We start from the raw sequence: 23,023 nt of genomic DNA, 5'->3' as shown, positions 1-23,023 counted from the left end.
GACAAACGATTCCGCGAGCCCCAGATGTGGTTAGCTGGCCCACTCTCGGTGTCGCAGAAGGGTCCTACGGCTGCGCGAGGCGTCCCTCTCAGAATAAGGCTCTTCCCCCCTTCCCACCTCCCGCGATTTCGACTAATCGACCTTTCATGGAGCTCGGGACCGCGGTTCGTCACGACGTAACGCGCCTCACGGAGGAGGACTATTACCTCTTCGCCGAGGGCACGCACACGCGCCTCTACGAGAAGCTCGGCGCTCACCTGATGGTCGTGGACGGCGTCCCGGGCACATGCTTCGGCGTCTGGGCCCCGGACGCCGAGCGCGTCTCCGTCGTGGGCGACTTCAATGGCTGGGACCGCGAGGCCCACTCCCTCGCGCGCCGCGGCAGCTCGGGCATCTGGGAGGGGTTCGTCCCGGGCGTCGCGAATGGCGCCGTGTACAAGTACTTCATCGCGTCGCGCTTTCACGGCTACCTCGTGGAGAAGGCCGATCCGTTCGGCTTCCGGCACGAGACCCCGCCGAAGACCGCCTCCGTCGTCTGGGACCTCGCCGCGCTCGACGAGGAGCCGAGGACGCCCCGCCAGAAGCGAACGAGCCACGACAAACCGGTTTCGATCTACGAGGTCCACCTCGGCTCCTTCCGCCGCGTCGTCGAGGATGAGAACCGCTCGCTCACCTACCGCGAGCTCGCCGTGGAGCTGCCCGAGTATGCCGCGCGCATGGGGTTCACCCACGTCGAGCTCCTCCCGGTCATGGAGCACCCGTTCGGCGGCTCGTGGGGCTATCAGGTCACCGGTTATTATGCGCCCACCTCGCGGTTCGGCGGCCCGGACGATTTCCTTCACCTCGTGGACGCCCTCCACGAGGCTGGCCTCGGCGTCATCCTCGACTGGGTCCCCTCGCATTTCCCCTCGGACGAGCATGGCCTCGGGTATTTCGACGGCACCTACCTCTACGAGCACGCCGACCCGCGCAAAGGATATCACCCCGACTGGAAGAGCCTCATCTTCAATTATGGCCGCCACGAGGTGATGAGCTTCCTCCTCTCGAACGCCCATTTCTGGCTCGACAAATACCGGGCCGACGGCCTGCGCGTCGACGCCGTCGCCTCCATGCTCTACCTCGATTACTCGCGCAAGCAGGGCGAGTGGGAGCCGAACCGTTATGGCGGGCGCGAGAACCTCGAGGCGATCGATTTCCTGCGGCGCCTCAACGAGTCGATCTCGCGCGCCTTCCCCGAGGTCCAGACCATCGCCGAGGAGTCGACCTCCTGGCCGATGGTCTCGCGCCCGGCCTATGTCGGCGGCCTCGGGTTTGGCTACAAATGGGACATGGGCTGGATGAACGACACGCTCAAGTACATGTCGAGCGACCCGGTCTACCGCAAGTTCGTCCACAACCAGCTCACGTTCCGCATGATGTATGCCTTCAGCGAGAGCTTCGTCCTGCCGCTCTCGCACGACGAGGTCGTCCACGGCAAGGGCTCGCTCCTCGGCAAGATGCCGGGCGATGAATGGCAGAGATTCGCCAATCTGCGCCTGCTCTTCGCGTACATGTGGTCCCAGCCCGGGAAGAAGTTGCTTTTCATGGGCGGCGAGATCGCCCAGAAGCGCGAGTGGAACCACGAGTCGAGCCTCGACTGGCACCTGCTCGACGAGGGGCCTTACCACGCCGGCATGAAGCGGTTCGTCCAGGCGATGAACCGCCTCTACCGCGAATACCCCGCCATGCACGAGCTCGACACGCACCCCGAGGGGTTCCAGTGGATCGACTGCAACGACGCCGATCACAGCGTCGTCGTCTTCTACCGCCGGGCCCGCTCCACCGACGCCCTCGTCCTCGTCGCCCTGAATTTCACGCCCCTCCCGCGCCAGCGTTATCGCGTCGGCCTGCCCCGCGGCGGCCGCTGGAAGGAGCTCGTCTCCAGCGACGCCCTCGAGTACGGCGGCAGCGGCATGGGCGGCGGCGGCGACGTCGTCGCGGAGAATATCGAATGGCATAGCCGGAAAAACTCCGTCGAGATCACGCTCCCGCCCCTCGGCGCCGTCTTCTTCGTGCACGAGGGCCTCGCCGTCTCCGAGCGCCCGCTCGGCGCCGTCCACCTCGGCGAGGACAAGGCGCGCTTCCGGGTCTGGGCCCCGAAGGCCTCGAAGGTCGAGCTCGTCCTCCTCGAAGGAAAGACCGAGCGCCGCGTCCCGCTCGAGCCCGAGGCGAACGGGTATCACCACGCCCTCGTCGACGGCGTCCTCCCCGGCGCGCGATATCGATTCGACCTCGACGGCGAGCTCCGCCCCGACCCGGCCTCGCGCCTGCAGCCCGAGGGCGTCCATGGCCCGAGCGAGGTCGTGCGGAGCTTCTCCGACCATACCCCGGGCTGGACTGGCCGCCCGCTCGACGAATACGTCATTTACGAGCTCCACGTCGGCGCCTTCACCCCCGAGGGCACCTTCGACGCCGCCATTTCGCGCCTCTCGTACCTCCGCGAGCTCGGCGTCACCGCCGTCGAGCTCATGCCCGTCGCCGCGTTCCCCGGCGAGCGCAACTGGGGCTACGACGGCGCATATCCCTTCTCCGTCCAGGCCTCCTATGGCGGCCCCGAGGGCCTCCGGCGGTTCGTCGACGCTTGCCATTCCGAGGGCATCGCCGTCATCCTCGACGTCGTCTACAACCACCTCGGCCCCGAGGGCACCTACCTCGCCGATTTTGGCCCCTATTTCGCCTCGTATTACCGGACGCGCTGGGGCGACGCCCTCAATTTCGACGGCCCGCACTCGGACGAGGTCCGCAAATTCTTCATCGAGAGCGCCCTGCATCTCGTCACGCAGATGGGTATCGACGCCCTGCGCCTCGACGCCGTCAACGCCATCGTCGACAACTCCCCGCTCTCGTTCTTCGAGGAGCTCAGCGAGGCCGTGCATCGCCGCGCCTCCGAGCTCGGCCGCCTGGTCCACCTCATCGCCGAGAGCGACGACAACGACCCGCGCCTCGTCACGCCCTCCTCCCAGGGCGGCCACGGGCTCGACGGCCTCTGGAACGACGACGTCCATCACGCGCTCCTCGCCCTGCTCTCGGGCGAGCGCGTCGGGTATCTCCAGGACTTCGGCCTCGTCGAGCAGCTCGCCAAGACGTTCCGCGAGAATTTCGCCTTCACCGGCGAATATTCCAGATATCGTCGGCGCCGCCGGGGCCGCCCGGCCGGCGGCCTCGATCCGCGTTGCCTCGTCACCTTCGTCCAGAATCACGACCAGGTCGGCAACCGCCCGCGCGGCGAGCGTATCTCGCGGCGGGTCTCCTTCGACAAACAGAAGCTCGCGGCCGCCGTCGTCCTGCTCTCGCCCTTCGTGCCCCTGCTCTTCATGGGCGAGGAATATGGCGAAACCGCGCCGTTTCCGTATTTCACGAGCCATGGCGACCCCACGCTCATCGCGAACGTCAGGGAGGGCCGCACGGAGGAAATGGCGCGACTTGGATATCCGGAAGAGCCGTTCGATCCCCAGGACGAGGCCACGTTCCTCCGCGCCAGGCTCGATTTCGAGCTACGCACCACGGGGGATCACGCGCGGCTCTTCGCGTGGTACAAGGAGCTCCTCCGGGCGCGGCGCGACATTCCCGCCTTCGCCCCGGAGGGCGGACGGCAGGCCGTCGCCTTCGAGGACGAGCGCCTCCTTTACGTGCGGCGCTGGAACCGTGACTCCGAGGTATTCGTGATTTACCATTTCGGCGACCACCCCGTCACCGTCACCTTGCCCGTGCCGGGCGGCACCTTCCGCCGCTCGCTCGCCTCCTTCGAGGAGCGCTTCGGAGGCAAAGGTGATCTCCGCGCCCCCGAGGAGATCACGTCGAGCGGCCTCGTCCGCGTCTCGCTCGGTCCCTGGGAGGCCGCGCTCTACGTGAGGGCTCGATGAAGGCTCCCGAGAGATACGTCTGCGTCCACGGCCATTTTTATCAGCCTCCCCGGGAGAACCCCTGGCTCGAGGCCATCGAGCAGCAGGACTCGGCCGCGCCCTGGCACGACTGGAACGCGCGGATCACGGCCGAGTGTTACGCGCCAAACGCCGCCGCGCGTGTCCTCGACGGGGAGGACCGCATCACGCGGATCGTCAACAACTACTCCCGCATCAGCTTCAATTTCGGCCCCACGCTCCTCGCGTGGATGGAGCACCACGCGCGGGAGACCTACCGGGCGATCCTCGCGGCGGACGAGGCGAGCGCGCGCCGCTTCGGTGGGCATGGCTCGGCCATGGCCCAGGCCTACAACCACCTCATCATGCCGCTCGCGAATCTGCGCGACAAGATCACGCAGGTCCGCTGGGGCATCGCCGATTTCGTCCATCGATTTCGCCGCAAACCCGAGGGCATGTGGCTGCCCGAGACGGCCGTCGACACCGAGACCTTGGAGGTCCTCGCGGCCGAGGGCGTCTCCTTCACCGTCCTCGCCCCTCGCCAGGCCGCGCGTGTCCGCAAGCTCGGCGGCAAGGAGTGGATCGACGTCCGCGGCGGTCGCGTCGACCCGTCGATGGCGTATCGCGCTCTGCTCCCCTCCGGCCGCTCGATCGCCGTCTTTTTTTATGACGGCCCCGTCTCCCAGGCCGTCGCCTTCGAGCGCCTCCTCGCGAACGGAGAGCATTTCGCCGGCCGGCTCGCCTCCGCCTTCGACAGCAAGCGCGCGTTCCCGCAGATGGTCCACATCGCCACCGACGGCGAGACCTACGGCCACCACCACCGGTATGGCGAGATGGCCCTCGCCTGGGCGCTCGGCCACATCGAGGCCCATGGTTTGGCCAAATTGACCAATTACGGCGAGTTCCTCGAGCGGCACCCCCCGACGCACGAGGCCGAGATCCTCGAGCGCACCTCCTGGAGCTGCGCCCACGGCGTCGAGCGCTGGCGCGCCGATTGTGGCTGCCGCGCAGGCTCGCCGCACGGGTGGGACCAGTCCTGGCGCAAGCCCCTCCGCCACGCCCTCGACACCCTCCGCGACGAGATCGCGGGCCCCTACGAGCGCGCGGCCGAGCGCCTCTTTTTGGACCCCTGGGCGGCGCGGGACGCTTACATCGAGGTCGTCCTCGATCGATCGCCCGAGGCCCTCGTCCGGTTTTTCACGACGCACGCGGCGCGGGCCCTCTCGCCCGAGGAGCAGAGCGAGGCCCTCTCGCTCCTCGAGCTCCAGCGCAACGCGATGCTCATGTACACGAGCTGCGGCTGGTTCTTCGACGACCTCTCGGGCATCGAGACCGTGCAATGCCTCCAGTACGCCGGCCGCGTCGTCGAGCTCGGCGAGGCGCTCTTTGGCAGGAGCCTCGAGGGGCCGTTCCTGGAAAAACTCGAAAAGGCCCGCAGCAACCTCGCCGAGATGGGCGACGGCCGCCGCGTCTGGGATCGCTTCGTGGCCCGGGCTCGCGTCGATCTCCCGGCCGTCACCGCCCATTTCGCCACGAGCCTCGTGCAGGACGGGCCCCCGAGCACGTATTGCTACGACGTCCACGTCGAGAGCCTCGAGACGTACGAGCGCGACGGCGCCAAGCTCCTCCTCGGTCGCACGCGCGTGACGAGCCGCCTCACGCTCGCCTCCGAGCGGCACGCGTTCAGCGTCCTTCACCTCGGCGACCACCGCGTCGCCGGCGGGGTCCTGCAGGACGCCGAGGGCGAAGAGCACGAGGCGCGCTGCGCCGAGATCGTCCGCGCCTTCGAATCCGGCGACATGGAAGGCGCGATGCGCCTCTTGTATCGACGCTGCGACCGCACGATCGACTCGCTCGACGCCGTGTTCCGCGACGATCAGCGCCGCATCGTCGAGCGCCTCCTCGCCCCCACGCTCGCCGAGGTCGAGTCCGCCCAGCGCGCCCTCTTCGAGCGTTATGCGCCCCTGCTCCGCCGCCTCGCGCCTTTGCGGAGCCCCACGCCGCGCGCTTTGCTCGTCGCGGGTGAGCTCGTCCTCGGCGCCGACCTTTTGCGCGCCGCGGAGCGCGTCCCGCCGGACGTCCTCTCCATGCGCCGCCTCCTCGCGCAGGCCAAGGAGCAAGACCTCCACGTCGATCGGGCGGCCGTGACCTTCACCCTCGGCCAGAGCCTCTCGGCGCTCGTCGAGCGATTGCGAGAAAGAGCTACCGAGCCGCACCTCCTCGCGGATCTCGACATGGCCGTCGAGTTCGCGCACCGCGCCGGCTTCTCCGTCGACCTCTGGAAAACACAAAATGTGTTTTACCGACTCGCACATACCATCTACCCCGAGATGCGCACCCGCGCCGACGAGGGTGACGCCGCGGCCTACGCGATGTGCCTCGCGTTCCAGAGCCTCGCCGAGCGGCTGCGCGTCCGGCTGCCCGCGGAGGCGGCCCTGCCGCGCCTCCGCTCCCTGCGCGGGGAGGAAATCGAGGAGATCCCGTGAGCGCCCGCGGCAATCCGAGGGCCCGGACCTCGCGCGCCGAGCCCGTCGAAGCCGTCGAGCCGATCTCCTGGTGGGAAGATTTTTATCGTGTCGTCCGCCGCATCCCCCGCGGCCGCGTCACGACGTATGGTGTGGTCGCCGCCCTCGCCGGCCACCCGCGCTCGGCGCGCCACGTCGGATTCGCCCTCGCTGCGCTGAAAGAGACCAAGAAGCGCGGCAGCGTCCCCTGGCAACGTGTCCTCGGCAGCCGCCCGCGCAATCGCGCCGCCGTCACCATCAAGGATCCCGTCGGCGGCGCCCTCCAGCGCGCGCTCCTCGAAACCGAGGGCGTCACCTTCGATACGCGCGGAAATGTCTCGCTCGATCGTTTCGGCTGGGCCGGCCCCGGGGCCACGAAGCCCGCCGCGCCACGCAAACGCGCCCGTCCCTGAGCCGCCCGCATTTCGGCCCGGTTCTTGCGATCCCTCGCCGCCTGGATGCAGGGGATCCATTCCCCTCCGGCGTGGCCATTGCGCGCGCCGCGACCTTTCATGCACCTGGCAGGCACACCATGACCCACGTACAGAACCCGTCTCCTCTCTCCCTTGCGCTTTTCACGAGAATTCTGCGGGCCGCGGGCCTCGGCGCGGGCGCGACCCTGGCGCTCACGGCGGCCGCGTGCGGCGGAAACGTGGTCATCGACGCGGGCGCGGGCGGCTCGGGCGGCTCGGGCGGCGCGAGCGGCACCGGCGGCGGCCTGGGCAATGCCGTCAGCACCAGCGTCGGCGTCGGCGGAGCCGGCGGCTCGCTCCCTTGCCCGAATCCGCCTCCCCCGAATGCCGAGTATCGCCTCCTCTGCCTCCCTGGCTCCGTGGGCGGCGATTGCCCTCCGCTTGCCGACGTCCAGAACGAGCTGATGAAGCAGGTCCACGGCACCGAGGAATGCGTCGGCTCCGGGAGCTGCTGCTACGACGTGCCCGGCATGGGTTGCCAGGACCTCTCGATCAGCGCCCAGTGCTGCTACCACGTGGCCATCGTCTTCGAGCTCTGCGAAGGCCGCCCCTTCGTCGTCGACGGGGAGGCGCGTATCGCGAGACCCTCGGCCCGCGCCGATTGGACCGGCGAGGTCGGTCGAGGTTTGGCGGAGTCACCCAATCTCGCGGACCTCGACACGGCCACGCGCCGCGCGCTCGCCGACCATTTCACCCGCGCCGGCCTCTACGAGCACGCCTCCGTCGCCTCCTTCGCGCGGTTCGTCCTGGAGCTGCTCGGCGCTGGCGCCCCGGCCTCCCTCGTCTCGGCCGCGCAAGAGGCGCTCTCGGACGAGGTGCGGCACGCCAAACTCTGCTTCGGCCTCGCCGGGGCCTATGCAGGCGCGCCGGTGGGTCCAGGCGTCTTGCCCATGCCCGAGGTCGCGCCGCGGAGGACCCTCGCCGAGATCGCCGTCGCCACGGCCCTCGAGGGCGCCGTCAACGAGACCCTCGCCGCGCTCGTCGCGGGCGAGGAGGCCCTCCGCGCCGCGGATCCCGCGGTGAAGGCCGCGCTCGTCTCGATCGCGGAGGACGAGGCCACGCACGCGGAGCTCGCCTGGCGCACGCTCGCCTGGGCGCTCGAAATGGGCGGGGCCGAGGTCGCGCGCGCCCTCGAAGCGGCATTCGCGAGGGCCACGCTCCCCGAGGCCGAGGACCTCGCCGCGCCCGGCGCGGACCCGGACAAACTCACGGCGCACGGCTGCCTCCCCGCCCTGGAGAAGCGCGACCTCATGCGCCGCGCCATGGCCGATGTCGTCCAACCTGCCGCGCGCACGCTCCTGCGTCACTTCGTGCCTTCGCCCGGCGCGCTCGCCGGGGACGTCTCTCCGGTGACCACGATCTCCTCCGTGTCGCCCATCTCGGGCGGCGCCTGCAATCGCGCCAGCAGCTCCTCGTAACGTCGCCGGAAGGCAGGCCGATCCGGCGCATTGCGCGTGGCGCGGTACCGCGCGTCGAGCGCTCGCTGGAATTCCCCGCGCGAGAGCCAGGACTCGGCGATTCGATCGAGCGCCGCCGGGTCCTCGGGGTCGAGCGCGAGCGCGGCCTCGTAGGCCTCGTGCGCGGCCGCCTTCTCCCCGCGCGCGTCGAGCAGCCGCCCGATCGTCACGTGAATGCGCGCGCTGTCCCGCCCGAGGAGCGCGAGCCTCTGCGCCGCGACCCGAACCCGCGCGAGATCACCATTCGCGGCCGCGCGATCGAGCCCCATTTCCTTCTCCCAGGCGCTCGCCGCCCACGCGCCCGCCGAGACGAGCCCCGCCGCGACGAGCGCCGCCCGCGCGGCCCACGCCGCCCACGCCCCTAGGCCCTTCGCCGCGGGCGAGGCCGAAGGCGCCGCGCTCGTTTGTCCTACGAGTACATTGCCGACCGTACCGTCCCGGAGCTTCCAGATCGCCCCGTCGAGGATGAAGTGGTGCAGGTTCACCGCGGCCGCCACGAGCAGCCCGAGGCCCGCGTCGAAGGGCAGGAGCCCGAGCGCGCCGGGCGCGCACACGACGGCGGGGACGACCCATATCACAGCGCCCGCCAGCACGGTTTTTCCGAGATACCAGAGACCGGACGGCGCCGTCCGTGCCACGTTCCCGGAGGCACGCGCATAATGGAACGAGATCCAGAGATACTGCACGCTGTGCGCGATCGCCACCCAGATGAACGCGAGCGCCGTGGCGCCGCCCGATCCATAAAGGTTTGGCCGAGCGAACCCGAGCAGCACGGGCAGCACGAACCACGCGGCCTGGCTCGCGACGAGCGCGAGCGCGGGCGCGAGCCGCGACGGAGGGGCAAACGAGAGGAGCCTCCGGAGCGCGATGATCGTCACCGACACGTAGGAGACCCCGACGACGGCGAGGGCGCAAAGGGCGAGGCGCGCGGGAATGCCGAGCGGCGCGAATCGATACATCGCGCTCGATGTCTGCAGGGGATCGGCCCCGCCGGCGGACGCGGAGCCGTGGATGTTCAAGAAGACGAGCGAAAACGAGAGGACGAACGAGGCCTGGACGAGCCTGCGGAGGGCCGGCGTGGGCGAGAGCCCCGCCCTGCGCAAGAACATCATCACGAGCCCGAAGTTCTGGGCCGTGTAATGCCAGGGGCTCCAGGTGAGATACAGCGTGATGAGCGCCGTCCCGAGCCTGGGCACGCCGAACGACGCGGCGAACGCCGCCCAGACCAGGAAGCCCAGGGGGAACGCGTAGAGAAAATACCGCCGCCGCGCCGATTCCGTCCCGTAGACGCGGAGCAACGTCGCCCCGTAATGCGGGATCCCGGTCACGAGCACGACGAGCGGCAGCCACCCATCGAGCGAGCCCATCGGCGCGCCGCTCGCCGCGAGGGCGAGGACGACGAGCCCATACCCGAGCCCGCATCCGAGCAGGAGATCGGTAGAGGGGCCGAGCAGCCAGGGCCGTGGCGCCGCGCGGGCGGTTTCCATCGCGGCGCATTCTACCGCGACGAGGCCCGCTCGAGACAAGGACGATCTAGCCCCCCTCGACCGCCGCCTTCAGCGCTTCGACGAGCCGCTTCTGGTCCGCGCCTTGGGGCACGCCCTCCTTGGCGAACGCCACGCGCCCGTCCTTGCCGACCATCACCACGCCCGTGATTTCGTTCTTCAGCTTGTACGCCGTGCGCATCCCGCCGGTCCAATCGCAATAAACCGTCGTCCCCTGCTTCTTCGTCTCCTCGCGCACGGCGTCCTTCACCGTGCCGCGCGCGGGCCAGAAATCGTAGGGGCTCACGTCGGCGACGAGGAGGAGCGACACCTTCGATGCGTACGGGCCCGTTTTCAAGAGCTTGACGAGCTCCCGCCGGAACGCCTCGCTCTTCGGCGCCGACGTCCGGTCGTCGTAGACGATCACGATCGGCTTCCCCTTCAGCGATTTGATCTCGACCGCCTTTCCGTCGGCGTCTTCGACGCGCGCGTTCGGCGCGACGGCCTGCTCCGAAAGAACGGCCTGGGCAGACCCCATCGGGAGGGCCGCCGCAGCGAGGAGGGTGATTCCGCAGGTAAGCAGAGTTCGTCGAGCAAAATTCATTGCCGCTCAAACAAACCCCGTTTTTCGCCGACTGTCAAGGGGCTCCACGAACGGGAAGAGCCGGCGTGCGCCCCGGACATCAATTTTCCGTCATGTAGAAAAACGCGATGCACATCTCGTCGTTCGTGCCTTGACCCCAGGTCGTGGCCGTGTCGCGCGAGAGCGTGTCGTACGTGCACGTGATGCGCATCTCGTCGCCCCACGAGAGCGAGATCGGCTTCGTGTAATGGGCGAACCCCTGCCAGTGGAAATCCCAGTCGTTCACCCGCGCCAGGCATTTCTCCTCTCCCGCGCGCGAGGCCGATACGTGCATCTGCCTCCCGAGCTTGTGCATGTGCGGCCAGAGCCCCCACAAGGTGACGTCCACGGGCACGGGCTGGCTCGCGCTCCCTTCGACCCGCGGCTGCTTCGGCGGCAGGAAGAGGTTTGTTGCCGCGATGCGCCGCACGGCGGCCTCGTTCGGCACGCTGCGGGCGAGCATGAGGTCGATCCGGGTGCGATCGGCGCGGCGCCCATTCTCCTGGTTGTAATGGATCTGCAGGAGGGTCTTCCGCCCCGCGCGCATGCGGAGCCCCGTGCCCTCGGGGAATCGCAGCGCCCCGCTCCCGGGGCCCGCGCCGACGATCCAGCGCGCGTCGGGCACGTGGATGTCGTCGATGCACGAATACCCGAGCCCGGGCTCGGCGGCGTCACGCGCCTTCGCCGCTGCCTCCGATTCCTTCGTGTCGATCGCGTAGAGCGTCAGGTGATGGAGCATCTCGGCCGCGCCCGGGCGAACGTGAAAGCCCGTGACGAACACGTCCTCCTCGAGCCCGGGGTCGAGCACGAAGCAGCGGTAATCGTCGAACGCCGCGGCGTCCGGGGTATACGCGTCCTCCATGTCGATCGTCATGTCGACCCGATCGAGATTCGCGAGGGCCTTCGGCGCGGGCGGCCCGCCTCGCGGCGCCGTCCCCTCGGGCGCGCCGGCGCGGGCCCAGGCCGCGAGCGTCTCGATCTGCGCGTCCGAGAGCCAGCGGCCCTCGACGTACGTGTTGCATTCACCGCTGTTGTCGAGGACGAACGGCGGCATGCTGCGGGACGCCGTGGAGATGCGGATCGCCTCCGCGGTCCTTTGTGCGTCCTCGTACTCGACCAGGGGAAACGGGGCGACGCCGCCCTCCACGTGACAGCTCGCGCAATGCTCGGCGAGGATGGGAGCGACGTCCTCGTGATACGTGGGGATTCGAAGCGGCGCGCTCGCCTCCTCCTCCTCCTTGCCGCCGCACGCGAGGAGCGAGAATACGGAAATCGTACTCAGGATCCGCAGCTTCCTTGTCATCGAGCCCTCCCTTCCCGGTTCGGGGGCGACCTGTCATGGTCGGGCGCGTCCGCTGCACGCCGCGTTCCAGAACCCGGCGGATCGGCATTTCGGGCACGTCCCGTGCAGAACGTGCCCGCGAGAGGGGAGGTCGCCTCCTATGGCATCGGCAGTCATCAAGGAATTCAAGGAATTCATCTCGCGTGGAAACGTGATCGATCTCGCCGTCGCCGTCGTGCTCGGCGCCTCGTTCAATGCCGTGGTCCAGGCGTTCACGAACGGCATCCTGATGAACGTCATCGCGGCGATCTTCGGCAGACCCAATTTCGACGCGCTGACGTTCCGGCTCGGCGATGGTGTCATCGAGTATGGGAAGTTCTTGACCGCGGTGGTGAACTTCTTGATCGTGGGCTTCGCGCTCTTCCTGCTCGTCAAGGGCCTCAATGCGATGCGGCGGCCCAAGCCCGCGGCGCCCCCGCCCGCGCCTCCAGCGGAGTCCGATCACGACCTGCTCGCGCAGATTCGGGACGCGCTCGTGCAGAAGACCCCGTCTCGCGTTTGACCACATGGCCGCGCGCGCCTGTGGTACGCTTCCCGCGTGGACCGTTACCGCAGTTTACGCATCTCCCTCCTCGCCGCCCTCGGCGCCGCCGGGTGCTCCGCCTCTTCCACCGCCGCCTCCGGCTCGGGCGAGAGCCCGCCGGTGGTCGCCATCCCCACGGCGTCCTCGAGCGCGACGGCCGAAGCGCCCTCGCCCGACGGCGAGCCCGAGCCATCGAATCCCACGCGCACGGGCTGGGTGGCCGAGAAAAACGGTAACGTCCACCGCGCGAGCCGCGTGACGTGTGACGCGACGATCGACCTGCCGGCCTGCGCGGGCACGGAGAGCAGGCTCTCCTGCAAGACGGACGCCGATTGCACGGAGAAACCACACGGGAAGTGCACGAGCGGCGTCGGGCAGATCGGCACGTATTGCGGTTGCACCTACGCGTGCGAGACCGACGACGAGTGCGGCGCCGGGCAGGCGTGCGTGTGCAAGGGGACGGGCGCCCTGCGCGCGCGCCACTCCGTCTGCGCGGAGGCGTCCTGCAGCACGGACGCCGATTGCAGTGAAAATTCCTGCGGTTTGTCGGCGTATTTTAATGGTTGCTACGAGAAGGTCACGCTCGCCTGCCGGACGAAGGAGGACACCTGCAGGAGCGACGCGGATTGCCAGAAGTTGCCCCGCAGCGGCGGAGCCTGCGTGGCGCGTGGCCAGAAGGGCGAGAAGCCGACCTGGCAATGCGGGTCGATGTCCTGCGTGATCGGCCGTCCCCTCGTGATCTCGGGCGAGGCGCGCGCCGCGAAGCCCCGCGCGCGGGCCGACTGGCGCGCCGCGCTCGATTTCGAGGTGGACGCGCTCTCCCTGGAGGCGCGCGAGGCGATCTCGGCTCATCACGCGGCCATCGCGGCCATGGAGCACGCCTCGATCGCGAGTTTTTCCCGGTTCACCCTCCAGCTCCTCGCGCTCGGCGCGCCCGCGGAGCTCGTCGCCGAGGCGCAAATCGCGTCGCTCGACGAGGTCACACACGCGCAGGTCGAGTATGCCATCGCCTCGCGCCTCGCGGGGCGCTTCATCGGCCCCGACAAACTCCCGGAGGCGACGGCGCGGCTCGAATCCGACGTCATTTCTTTCGTCGAGGCGCTGGTGATGGAGGGCTGCGTGGGCGAGACGCTCGGCGCGGCCGAGGGGCAGGAGGTCCTGCGGGGCGTGAGGGACGACGGGCTCCGGGCTGCGCTCGCGAAGATCGCGGCCGACGAGGAGCGGCACGCGGCGCTCGCCTGGAAAACCTTGCAATGGGCGCTCGGCGCGTTCGGGGCCGAGGCGCGGGAGGCCGCCGAGCGGGCGTTCGCGCGGGCGCTCGTGATCCACGGAGAAGACCCCGCCGAGGGGCCCGTGGAAAACGAGGAATTCGGCGTGCTCGGCGCGAGGACACTCGGCGCGCGGCGGAGGGAGGTGCTCCGCAGCGTCGTCGGGCCGTGCCTTCGAACGCTCGGGCTCGTCGCCTGTTCTTGAGGTTCGGGGCGGCGCGAGGCAGACTCCGCGCGTGGCAAGCAAGGGACGACCGTACCGAACGGTGACCGTGGAGGGCTTCGAGGTCCTCATCGGTCGTGGCGCCGAGGACAACGACTACCTGACGTTCGACGTGGCCAAGCCACACGATTTGTGGTTGCACGTCGCCGGTGGGACGCCGGGGAGCCACGTCGTCGTGCGTAATCCCGACCGCGTCGAGGTCCCCCGCTCGGTCGTGGAGGTCGCCGCCGCCGCGGCCGCCTGGTACTCGAAAGCGCGGGGCGCCCCGAGGGTCGAGGTGCACGTCTGCCGCGCGTCCGAGGTCTCGAAGCCCCGCGGCGCGCCCGCAGGGCTCGTGGAGCTCTCTCGTTACAAGGCCGTCAAGGTGAAGCCCGCGGCGCCGGCCGGCGCCACGGATTGACCGTCAATCGCCGTCCCCATTCGAAGGCGAGAAGGGCGCGACGGGCGTGGACTCCTCGATTTCGAGCCGCGGCGGGCGGCCGACGTGGAGCTTGCTCTCGATCAGGACGGCGCGACGCGGGCGCGGCGCGCTCACCTGGGCTTTGCAGAGCTCCTCCACGATGCGCCCGCGCAGGGCGTCGCCCATGTCTTTGCTCTCGCCGGGCGGCACGCGCGCGATGACACGCAGGACGACCGAACCCTCGGTCAGCTCCTCGACGCCGACCTCCACGCGCCCAGGGGCGCCGGTCAGCGCCTCGACCTCGCGCTCGACCACGCTGCCGAGGAGATCACGCACCCGCGGCATGTCCTCCTCGTAGGGCACGTGCACGTCGATCACCGCGTTGACGTAGGTCCTCGAGTGGTTCGCGACCTTGCGCACCTCGCCATTGGGGATGGAGTGGAGGACCCCCGACTCGTCGCGGATCTTCGTGATACGAACGCCGATCTCCTCCACGCGCCCCTGGATGCCGCCGATCTCCACGAGATCACCGACGAGCAGGAGGTTCTCGAAGAGAATGAAGAAGCCGGCCACGATGTCGCCCACGAACGTCTGCGCGCCGAATCCGATGGCGACGCCGATGACGCCGGCGCCGGCGAGCAGCGGCGTCGGATCGATGGAGACCTCGCGCAGCACCATCACGAGGGCGGTGAAGTAAATCGCGTACCGCAAGAAGCCCATCGCCACGGGGACGAGGGTCTTGCGCTGCTGGAGCGACTGGGGATTGCCCTCGGCCGTCTTGCCGAGGAACAGGTCGTGGATGAGCAGCACGCAGAGCTCGACCAGGACCCGGCTCGCATAAAAGATCGCGATGACGCGGATCCCGATCCGCCCGGCCTGCGCCAGCCACGTGTCGGGCGTCAGCGCCTCTGCGACCCACGTCGCGGCCGAGAGGTACACGCAATAATCGAGGACGCGCTTGGTGATCCCGAGGAGGTGCTTCAGACCGCCGAGATATTTGAGCGGGCTCTCGAGGCGGGTGAGCCGCGTCGAGTTGTCGAAGAGGATGTCGAGGAGGAGGTATCCGACGCCCGTCAAGAGGCGGCTGACGTAGAAGGCCCCGAGGACGTAGGCGGCGAGCAACGCGGAGCGCTGGGATCCCGGCGCGAGCTCGAGTTTGTCGGCGATGAGGACCGCGGCGGCGCCGAGGACGATGGCGCGCAGCGCCTTGCGCAGGCGTATCGTGACCTCGGAGAGGGCCTCGCGGCGGCTCTCGAGCCACTCCGAGCGCTCGACGGCCCGGCCCAGTGTCCCGGCGAGCCCCCGGGCCAGGGTGTCGACGAAAAGCGCCCCGACGGCAATGCCGAGGGTGGCGGCGAGGCGCGCCTTGAGAACCGAAGGATCGTCCCCCGCGAGCTCGCCGAGCGCGCGCTTCACGAGGTCGAGGATCCGGACCTCTCGAAGGGTCGCGAAGAGCGCGCCGCCCATGAGGAGGAGCACGAAGATCGACACCCATACGAGGGCGCGGCGGCGGACGCGGCGCCGGAAATCCTTGCGGTCGTCGTCCGTGACGTGCTCGAGCGTCGGTGAGCGAAGGACGAAGGCGTAGCCCCGATGGATGATCGTGACCACGAGCTCCGAGAGGAGGAAGAGCGCCACGATCGCGACGCACAAGGCGACGACATTGTGGAGCAGCAGGTCGAGGTGGGGCAATGTCATCGTGGCGCTCGCCTCGTTCTCCGGCAGCCTGCTATCGCCCGATCTGGACGTTCTCCAGGATGCCGAGGGCGTCGGGGACCAGGACCGCGGCGGAGAAATAGGTGCTGACGAGGTACGAGCTGATGGCCTTGTCGTTGGTGTCCATCTTGCGAACCGAGAGGCCAGGCTCGATTTCGTCGGGCAGGCCCGTGCGGTGCAGGCCGATGACGCCCTGGTGCTCCTGCCCCGTGCGCATGACGAGGATGGAGCTCGTCTCGTCCTCGTGGATGGGGATCTTGTCGCAAGGCAGGAGCGGCACGCCACGCCAGGCCGTCACCCTGGCGCCTTGATATTCGACCGTGCTCGGATACACCCGGCGGCGATTGCACGCCCGATGAAATGCGGCGATCGTGCGCGGGTGCGCCAGGAAAAACTGCGACTTGCGGCGCCGGCAGAGCAGCTCGTCCATGTCCTCGGGGGTCGGGGGGCCGCTGCGCGTATGGAGGCGCTGCTTGAGATCGGCGTTGTGCAGGAGGCCGAAATCGAGGTTGTTGATGAGCTCGTGCTCCTGTCGCTCGCGCAGGGCGTGGACCGTGAGGCGGAGCTGCTCCTCGAGCTGATCCATCGGATCGTCGAAGAGGTCCGAGACGCGCGTGTGGACCCGGAGGACGGTCTGCGCCACGCTCAGCTCGTATTCGCGGGGCGTCGTCTCGTAATCGACGAACGTCCCCGGCAGCGCGGCCTCCCCCTTGTGACCCGCGGAGAGCGCGATGGCCGCCTGCCCCACCTTGTCTTGCGGCTTCTTCAGCCGCTCCACGTACGCGGCGACGTGACGCTGGAGCGCCGGGGATTGCCGCATCAGGTCCTCGAACACCTGCTGCGGCAGCGCGAGCACCGTGCACGGCGTGACGGCCTTGACCGTGAAGCCCCAGGTGTCGTTCGACTGGACGACGGCGCTGTCGCCGAAATGGTCGCCGTCGGCGAGGACGTCCAGGATCAGGTCGTCGCCATACTTGCCTGCGCCGAGCTTGTTGGCCTTGCCGTGCGCGATCAAGAAGATGTGCTCCGCCGGCTTTCCGCGCTCGGCGATGATCTCTCCGCGCTTGTATTCGCGCTGGACGAACCGGCTCGAGAGGGCCTCGAGCAGCGCGTCGTCCGCGAAGCCCTGCAGGAGCGGCAGTTCGCAGAGCTCCTGCGGGATCACCTGCACCTTCGCCCCGATGTTGCCGAAGCTCAAGCGCCCGTCGCCGACGGCATAACTCAGGCGGCGGTTCACGCGATACGTGCCGCCCGGGACCTCGACCCAGGGCAGGGCCCGCGAGAGCCACCGGGGAGAGAGCCCCTGCATCTGCGGCGGCGATTTGCTCGTCGTCGCGAGTTTTCGTGCCCCCTTCGTCCCGAGGCTCGAACGCTCCGCCTCGCCCACGATCCCAGGATTGTCCGCGTTTGCCATGACGTACCTTTCTTTGTGCGCTGCCTCGGGGTGAGGCGCGCGCGCTCCGCCCGTACCCGCGTCGCCGCGGGCCGCGCGGAGCGCCGCGCCGCTCGGGCTCACTCGTGCGCGCGCCCGATCTCCACGCTCTCGAGGACGCCGAGCGCGTCGGGGACGAGGACGGCCGCGGAGTAATAGAGGCTCACGAGGTAGGAGATGATCGCCTTCTCGTTGATCCCCATGAAGCGCACGTTGAGGCTGGGCTCGACCTCGTCGGGGATGCCGGCGTGGTGCAGGCCGATGACGCCCTGGTTCTTCTCTCCGGCGCGCATGAGGAGGATCGAGGTCGTGCGCGTGTCGGAGACCGGGATCTTGTTGCAGGGGAAGATCGGCACGCCGCGCCACGCCGGGACGTGATTGCCATTGACCTCGACGCTCTGCGGATAGATGCCGAGGCGGCTGCACTCCTGGCCGAAGGCCGCGATGGCGCGCGGATGCGCCAGGAAAAACGACGGCTCTCGCCAGACCGTGGAGAGGAGCTCGTCCATGTCGTCCGGCGTCGGGGGGCCGCTGCGGGTGTGGATGCGCTGCTTCAGGGCGGCGTTGTGCAGGAGGCCGAAGTCGTGGTTGTTGACGAGCTCGTGCTCCTGTCGCTCCTTCAGCGCCTCGATCGTCAGCCGGAGCTGCTGCTCGGTCTGGTTCATCGGCTCGTTGAAGAGATCCGCGACGCGCGTGTGGATCTGGAGCACGGTCTGCGCCACGCTGAGCTCGTATTCGCGCGGCGAGGTGTCGTAATCGACGAACGTGCCCGGCAGGACGTGCTCTCCGGCGTGGCCCGCCGCGATCTCGATCGCGGCCTCGCCCGTTTTGTCCTGCTTCTTCGTGGCGCGCGCCTTGAAACCCTCGACGTGCTTCTGGAGCGACGGCGACTGCGCGACGATCTCCTCGAACGCGTTCTGCTGCAGCGTCAGCACGATGCACGAGGTGACCGCCTTGGCCGTGAAGGACCAGTAGTCCTGCGTCTCGAGCAGCGCCTCGTAGCTGTAATGGTCGCCGTCCGCGAGGACCTCGAGCACCGTCTCGTCACCGTACTTGCCGGTCCCGATCTTGTTGATCTTGCCGTGCGCGATGAGGCAGATATGATCGGCCTCCTTGCCGCGCTCGGTGATGACCTCGCCGGGCTTGTATTCGCGCTGCACGAAGCGGCTCGCCAGCGTGCTCAGGACCTCGACGTCCTCGTAGCCGCGCAGCAGCGGCAGCTCGCAGAGCTCCTGCGGGATGACCTGGATCTTGGCGCCGGTGTTCGTGAACTCCACGCGGCCGTCGCCGACCGCGTAGCTCAGGCGGCGGTTGACGCGGTAGACGCCGTTGACGTGCACCCACGGCAAGAGCTTGAGCAGCCACCGCGACGAGATCCCCTGCATCTGCGGGGCCGATTTCGTCGTCGTCGCGAGCTGCCGTGCGGCCGCGGTCGCGAGGCTCGTCTGCTGCTGATCGATCACCGAGGCCAATTTCGCTGACATGGACATGAATTCCTCTTCCGCGGACGGCGGTCACCGCCCGAGCTTCAAGGGCGCGACGCGCGCCGTACCCATCGAAAGATCCGCCTTCACGGCGGGAACCTGCGCACCGGCCTTTCCGGTGCCGAACATCGTGGCGATACGCGCCGCCGTGGTGCCAAAACCACGCGCGCCCTCGAGCACCCGCTCGATCGGGTGGCGCTCGAGCTCGGCGTCCACGTAACGGCTGGTCACCACGTGCCAGTTGAGCACGCCCGCCATGTACAATCGTTGCTTCTCGACGTACCCGAGCAGCGCATCCCGAGCCTCCTTTTCCAGGCCGAACTCCGAGAGGAGCGCGGGCAGCTCGGTCGCGACGATGTGCTCGAACTCCTGCACGCGCGCCGTCAGGAGGTCATTGACGACGTGCATGGCCCGATCCGCGTCGCATTCGAGGAAGCGCTGCACGACAAGCACGAGGTTCGAGAGCTCGCCCTCGAACTCGATCTCCTTGCGGTACGAGAAGAGGTCGTTGATCCAGCCGCCGACGTCGGCCGTGGTGTTGTCGAGCCCCCGCATCGTCCGCGTGCGGAAGACCTCGGCCGGGATCACGTCGCCGAGCGTGAGCTTCGACAGGCCCATCGTGAGATCGGCGCCGAACGTCTTGCGGCGCATCTCGACGTAATCGACCGGATCCGGGATCCGGTTCTGCGTCTGGTTCAAGAGCTCCCAGAGCCAGCTCCCGGTCATCGTCTCGATGCTGCGCCGGAGCGTCTGACGCGCGCTCATCGACATGGGCGACGCCGTGCGGATCCAGAGGTCGAGCAGGCCGCTCTCCACGGGGTTCTCGGGCACGGGGGCGCCGGCGAGGTCGAGCGGCATGAACATCGACAGACGGGCATTGAAGCGTTTTGCGCCCGCCATGTCCCGGGTCGCGCCGAAGACGAGGGGGAAATAGTCGTCGCCGTACGTCCCCCAGGTCAGCCAGCCCGAGCTCAGATCGAGCTCGTGCGGGGACGCGTCCGGGTGAATGCCCGCGGCGCAGGCGGGGAAATCAAAGCCGATGAGCCTGCGCTCGTTCCAGATCCCGGAGCCGAAGACGCCCGGCACCACCTCGAGCATCCCCATCTTGCGGGCCCACGCGACGCAGTTCCTGCGCGCCGCGGGCAGATGCGGGCTCAATCGAAGCGCGAAGGGCATGTAGATCTGCGGCCGCTTCATCCGGCCCACGGGCTGGAACGGGGCGTGCGTCAAGGTCTTGATGCGCTGCAATCCCAGGGCGCCGGGCGAGAGCTTGATTCGAAACGCCGAGGTCCCGAGCCCCCTCGGGCCGAGGAAATCGAGGGTATCGCCGGACTTGTCCGCGCCCTCGTTCATGTAGCGGCTCGACCGCATGTGCCACTCGTGGCCGCCGGACTGCCAGTCCTGGAGGCCCTTGACGTATTTCGCGACGTCGAGGCATTGCTCCGGGGTGAGCCCGTATTCGGCGCACAGCGCCGGGACCTCGACGAGCGCCGTGTTCTCGAACTGCTGCAGCCGCGAGGTCAGGATCTCGTTCGTCAGGTCGGCGGCCTTCTGCGGGGGGACGCCGAGGAAACGCTCGAGGACGAGCACGCAATTGGCGTTCTCCCCTTCCTCCTCCACCTCGCGCTGGTACGAGAACAGGTCGTTGCGCAGGTGCACGCCGTCCGAGAACGTGTCGCGCAGGACCTCGAGGGGGCGCGTCGCGGCGACGGCGGCCGGGACCTCGGCGCCCACGGCGATCTCGACGAGGCCCGCGGACCAGGGGGCGCCGCCGACCTTGCGGCGCATTTCGATGTATTCGACGGGGTTCGCGACCCGGTTCTCCTGGATATTCGCGAGCTCCCACATGCACTCGAGGAGCAGGTTCTTCGTGGCTTCGAGGAAACGCTCGCGCCACGCCACCGAGGTGAGCGGGACCGTGCGCGCCCAGAGATCGGCGAGCGCGCGCTCGACCGTGTTCGTGGGGGTGGGCGGCGCGCCCGAGGGCACGACGGGCATGAAGAGCGGCAGCCGGTCGAGGTACGCCTTCGCGCCGGACATGTCCTTCGTGCGCTTGTAGAGCTCGAGGAAATGGTCGTCGAAGAAGAAGACCCAGACGTACCAATCCGTGATGAGATCGAGCTCGGACGCGGGGGCGTCGGGGTGGGTATACGCGCAGAGGAGCGCGTAATCGTGCGCGTCGAAGGTGCGCTCGTCCCAGATGGGGGTGCCCTGCGGGTTCTTCTCGAGGACCCCCATCTCGTAGGCCCATGCCTTGGAATGCGCGCGCGCGCCCTCGAGGTGAGGGTTGATGCGCGCCGGATACGGCATGTAGAAGTCCGGCAGCGTGAACGGTTGCATTTCGCTGGCTTCTCTCGCAGGTCGTAACTCGACGACGCGAGCGATGTTTGCCCGTATGTCTCGGCGGTGTGTATCCCGGACGCAGTCAGCCCATCCGCAGAGCTACGGCTCCGCAGCGCGCGTTCCGGGTTTGTCCATGCAGAACGCCAGGGGCTTGACGTCCCTGGAACCGGACCTGTAGATCACGGGACCCGGGGGCGCAAATTTAAAATTATTTGTCCGTGACGTTTCTCTTGCTCGAACCTGAAGATGTGAGCGGTCTGTCCATGGTACGCGGACGTACCTGCATTCACTCTTCGGGGCTCGAAAAGTGAAATTGGACACTTTTAAACAAAAGTAATATGAAGTTCTTTGTTCTGTCGGTGTAGTCGTGCGCTGTATCATGGGTGTGCAAGTGCGCCATCGCCGATCACGCCTCGGAGGGCGTGCCCTGACGTACCGCGGACGCTCGGAGGCCTCTCAGCCCCCGCGCTCTTCGTCGCCGCGAATCCCGTATTTCCGGAGCAGCGTACGCAAATGGCTGCGGTCCATCTTCACCCGCCGCGACGCCTCCGAAATATTATCGCTCGTCGCCCGGAGCAGCGCCCGCACGTATCCCCGCTCCCATTGATCCGAGGCCTTTTGCTTCGACACGCGGAAAGGCACGTCGAGGTCGTATTCGTCGTCCCCCTCCGCGGCCTCCGGGGCCTCGCTCCCGAGCGCGAGGATCGCGGGGTCGTCGAGCAGGACCGCGCGCTCGACCGCCGCGCGGAGCTCGCGCACGTTGCCCGGCCAGGACTGGCGCCGGAGCGACTCGAGGAGGTCGTCCGGGATGGGTTTGTCGGGGACGAGCTCGGCGTGGAAATGGCGCGCCAGGCGCTCGACGTCGCCGGTGCGCTCGCGCAGCGGCGGGACGTGGATGCGCACCACGTTGAGCCGGTAGTAGAGGTCGGCGCGGAAGGCGTTGCGGTTGACCTCCGTGCGCAGGTCGCGGTTCGTCGCGGCGATCACGCGGACGTCGAGCTTGACGCGCTGGTTGCCGCCGACGCGCTTGACGCTGCGCTCCTCCAGGGCCCGGAGCAGCTTCGGCTGCATGTCGAGGGGCAGCTCGCCGATCTCGTCGATGAAAATGGTCCCGCCCTTCGCCTGCTCGAAGGCGCCCGCGCGATCGGCCTGCGCGCCCGTGAACGCGCCCTTGACGTGGCCGAAGAGCTCGCTCTCGATGAGCGTCGGCGCGATGGCCGCGCAATCGAGGACCACGAACGGCCCGGAGGCGCGCGGGCTCGCCTCGTGAATGGCCGCCGCGAGCACACCTTTGCCCGTGCCCGTCTCGCCTTCGAGCAGGACCGTGGTGTCGGAGGACGCGATACGAGGCAATGCCGCGAAGATGCGGCGCATGGCCGAGCTCTGGCCGAGCAGCGGGCCGAAGCCGTCCTCGGGGGAGAGCGCCTCGCAGATGTCCTCGTTCACCTGATCGACGAGCAAGGTCGTCCGGCCGACACGAATGCGGGCGCCGGGCTCGACATACCCCGAGAGCACGCGCATGCCGCCCACCCAGGTGCCGTTCGAGGAGCCGAGGTCCTTCAGGAGATAACCGTCGGAGGTCGCCGATATGCTGAAATGATGGCGGGAGACCGTGGGATCGAGCAGCACGAGGTCGTTGCCCTCGGCCGTGCCGACGGAGACCTCGCTCATCCGGGCGCGTAACGAGGCGCCGGCGCCCGGGCCCTCGACGACGGAGAGCGAGAAGCCGTCGAGGCGCAGCTCCTTGGGCCTTGCGTGCAGGGGCGACGTGCTCTTCACCGACATGCGCACGGACGTTACCACGGCCGCGCCCTCGCGTGACAACCCGTGGTATCCTCGGGCAGAGGGTGAAA

Annotated in this window: 15 protein-coding genes and 1 pseudogene; 8 read left to right on the top strand and 8 right to left on the bottom strand. The window is 68.6% G+C overall.

The window, feature by feature from the left end; all coding sequences use genetic code 11:
* Positions 1 to 146 precede the first annotated feature (146 nt).
* From glgB to GF068_RS11185, 5 genes and pseudogenes are all read left to right on the top strand, one after another.
* Positions 147 to 2,060 (top strand): annotated as a pseudogene (glgB, locus tag GF068_RS47350) (1,4-alpha-glucan branching protein GlgB); the annotation flags it as partial.
* A complete protein-coding gene (gene treZ, locus GF068_RS47345; RefSeq protein WP_420814118.1) occupies positions 2,052 to 3,902 on the top strand; it encodes a malto-oligosyltrehalose trehalohydrolase in 1,851 nt (616 codons plus the stop codon). The pseudogene glgB and the gene treZ, both read left to right, overlap by 9 nt.
* Positions 3,899 to 6,385, top strand: coding sequence for a DUF3536 domain-containing protein (locus GF068_RS11195; protein WP_153819358.1), 2,487 nt, complete (start codon positions 3,899 to 3,901; stop codon positions 6,383 to 6,385). The genes treZ and GF068_RS11195 overlap by 4 nt, the downstream gene beginning before the upstream one ends.
* Positions 6,382 to 6,816: an MGMT family protein gene (locus GF068_RS11190; protein ID WP_338046325.1), complete on the top strand. Its 435-nt coding sequence runs from the start codon at positions 6,382 to 6,384 to the stop codon at positions 6,814 to 6,816. Before GF068_RS11195 ends, GF068_RS11190 begins: the two co-directional genes overlap by 4 nt.
* Positions 6,817 to 6,935: 119 nt before the next feature.
* The gene (locus GF068_RS11185) at positions 6,936 to 8,294 is read left to right on the top strand and encodes a ferritin family protein (RefSeq protein WP_153819357.1); all 1,359 of its coding nucleotides are present in this window, start codon (positions 6,936 to 6,938) and stop codon (positions 8,292 to 8,294) included.
* Here the strand turns inward: GF068_RS11185 and GF068_RS11180 are convergent.
* From GF068_RS11180 to GF068_RS11170, 3 genes are all read right to left on the bottom strand, one after another.
* Positions 8,180 to 9,820: a tetratricopeptide repeat protein gene (locus GF068_RS11180; RefSeq protein WP_153819356.1), complete on the bottom strand. Its 1,641-nt coding sequence runs from the start codon at positions 9,818 to 9,820 to the stop codon at positions 8,180 to 8,182. The genes GF068_RS11185 and GF068_RS11180 overlap by 115 nt on opposite strands.
* 46 nt (positions 9,821 to 9,866) lie before the next feature.
* Positions 9,867 to 10,355, bottom strand: coding sequence for a YtfJ family protein (locus tag GF068_RS11175; protein ID WP_170319424.1), 489 nt, complete (start codon positions 10,353 to 10,355; stop codon positions 9,867 to 9,869).
* Positions 10,356 to 10,500: 145 nt separating this feature from the next.
* The gene (locus GF068_RS11170) at positions 10,501 to 11,742 is read right to left on the bottom strand and encodes a monooxygenase (protein ID WP_153819354.1); all 1,242 of its coding nucleotides are present in this window, start codon (positions 11,740 to 11,742) and stop codon (positions 10,501 to 10,503) included.
* A 139-nt stretch (positions 11,743 to 11,881) separates the two neighbouring features.
* On the opposite strand from GF068_RS11170, the gene mscL reads away from it, so the two are divergent.
* Genes mscL through GF068_RS11155 form a run of 3 tightly spaced genes read left to right on the top strand, consistent with a single transcriptional unit; the run spans position 11,882 to position 14,195 of the window.
* Positions 11,882 to 12,283, top strand: a complete 402-nt coding sequence (gene mscL, locus GF068_RS11165) for a large conductance mechanosensitive channel protein MscL (RefSeq protein ID WP_153819353.1) — start codon at positions 11,882 to 11,884, stop codon at positions 12,281 to 12,283.
* 36 nt (positions 12,284 to 12,319) lie between these two features.
* Positions 12,320 to 13,777, top strand: coding sequence for a ferritin-like domain-containing protein (locus GF068_RS11160; protein WP_153819352.1), 1,458 nt, complete (start codon positions 12,320 to 12,322; stop codon positions 13,775 to 13,777).
* Between the two features lie 31 nt (positions 13,778 to 13,808).
* Complete coding sequence (locus GF068_RS11155; RefSeq protein ID WP_206079445.1) at positions 13,809 to 14,195, top strand: NFACT RNA binding domain-containing protein; 387 nt, start codon at positions 13,809 to 13,811, stop codon at positions 14,193 to 14,195.
* Positions 14,196 to 14,198: 3 nt separating this feature from the next.
* On the opposite strand, the gene GF068_RS11150 is transcribed toward GF068_RS11155, so the two are convergent.
* The 5 genes from GF068_RS11150 to GF068_RS11130 all read right to left on the bottom strand — a co-directional run bounded on the left by GF068_RS11150 (position 14,199) and on the right by GF068_RS11130 (position 22,955).
* Complete coding sequence (locus GF068_RS11150) at positions 14,199 to 15,893, bottom strand: mechanosensitive ion channel family protein (RefSeq protein ID WP_153819351.1); 1,695 nt, start codon at positions 15,891 to 15,893, stop codon at positions 14,199 to 14,201.
* Between the two features lie 31 nt (positions 15,894 to 15,924).
* Positions 15,925 to 17,325 carry a family 2B encapsulin nanocompartment shell protein gene (locus tag GF068_RS11145; RefSeq protein WP_153819350.1) on the bottom strand — a complete coding sequence of 467 codons (1,401 nt, stop codon included), beginning with the start codon at positions 17,323 to 17,325 and terminating at the stop codon, positions 15,925 to 15,927.
* Positions 17,326 to 17,423: 98 nt separating this feature from the next.
* On the bottom strand, positions 17,424 to 18,827 hold the full coding sequence (locus tag GF068_RS11140; protein WP_275939140.1) for a family 2B encapsulin nanocompartment shell protein: 1,404 nt from the start codon (positions 18,825 to 18,827) through the stop codon (positions 17,424 to 17,426).
* Positions 18,828 to 18,857: 30 nt separating this feature from the next.
* Positions 18,858 to 21,167 (bottom strand): family 2 encapsulin nanocompartment cargo protein terpene cyclase, encoded by a 2,310-nt coding sequence (locus GF068_RS11135; protein ID WP_153819348.1) that lies wholly within the window; start codon positions 21,165 to 21,167, stop codon positions 18,858 to 18,860.
* 459 nt (positions 21,168 to 21,626) lie between these two features.
* Positions 21,627 to 22,955: a sigma 54-interacting transcriptional regulator gene (locus tag GF068_RS11130; RefSeq protein ID WP_153819347.1), complete on the bottom strand. Its 1,329-nt coding sequence runs from the start codon at positions 22,953 to 22,955 to the stop codon at positions 21,627 to 21,629.
* Positions 22,956 to 23,023 lie beyond the last annotated feature (68 nt).

The sequence above is a fragment of the Polyangium spumosum genome (assembly GCF_009649845.1).
GTDB classification, from domain to species: Bacteria; Myxococcota_A; Polyangia; order Polyangiales; family Polyangiaceae; genus Polyangium; species Polyangium spumosum.
Note: the sequence above shows the minus strand (reverse complement) of the source record. Positions and strands in the feature narration are given on the sequence as shown.

Coding starts and splice junctions, on each gene's coding strand:
- GF068_RS11195 (WP_153819358.1), top strand. CDS start 3,899: ATGAAGGCTCCCGAGAGATACGTCTGCGTCCACGGCCATTTTTATCAG.
- GF068_RS11185 (WP_153819357.1), top strand. CDS start 6,936: ATGACCCACGTACAGAACCCGTCTCCTCTCTCCCTTGCGCTTTTCACG.
- GF068_RS11180 (WP_153819356.1), bottom strand. CDS start 9,820: ATGGAAACCGCCCGCGCGGCGCCACGGCCCTGGCTGCTCGGCCCCTCT.
- GF068_RS11175 (WP_170319424.1), bottom strand. CDS start 10,355: ATGGGGTCTGCCCAGGCCGTTCTTTCGGAGCAGGCCGTCGCGCCGAAC.
- GF068_RS11170 (WP_153819354.1), bottom strand. CDS start 11,742: ATGACAAGGAAGCTGCGGATCCTGAGTACGATTTCCGTATTCTCGCTC.
- mscL (WP_153819353.1), top strand. CDS start 11,882: ATGGCATCGGCAGTCATCAAGGAATTCAAGGAATTCATCTCGCGTGGA.
- GF068_RS11150 (WP_153819351.1), bottom strand. CDS start 15,893: ATGACATTGCCCCACCTCGACCTGCTGCTCCACAATGTCGTCGCCTTG.
- GF068_RS11145 (WP_153819350.1), bottom strand. CDS start 17,325: ATGGCAAACGCGGACAATCCTGGGATCGTGGGCGAGGCGGAGCGTTCG.
- GF068_RS11140 (WP_275939140.1), bottom strand. CDS start 18,827: ATGTCAGCGAAATTGGCCTCGGTGATCGATCAGCAGCAGACGAGCCTC.
- GF068_RS11135 (WP_153819348.1), bottom strand. CDS start 21,167: ATGCAACCGTTCACGCTGCCGGACTTCTACATGCCGTATCCGGCGCGC.
- GF068_RS11130 (WP_153819347.1), bottom strand. CDS start 22,955: ATGTCGGTGAAGAGCACGTCGCCCCTGCACGCAAGGCCCAAGGAGCTG.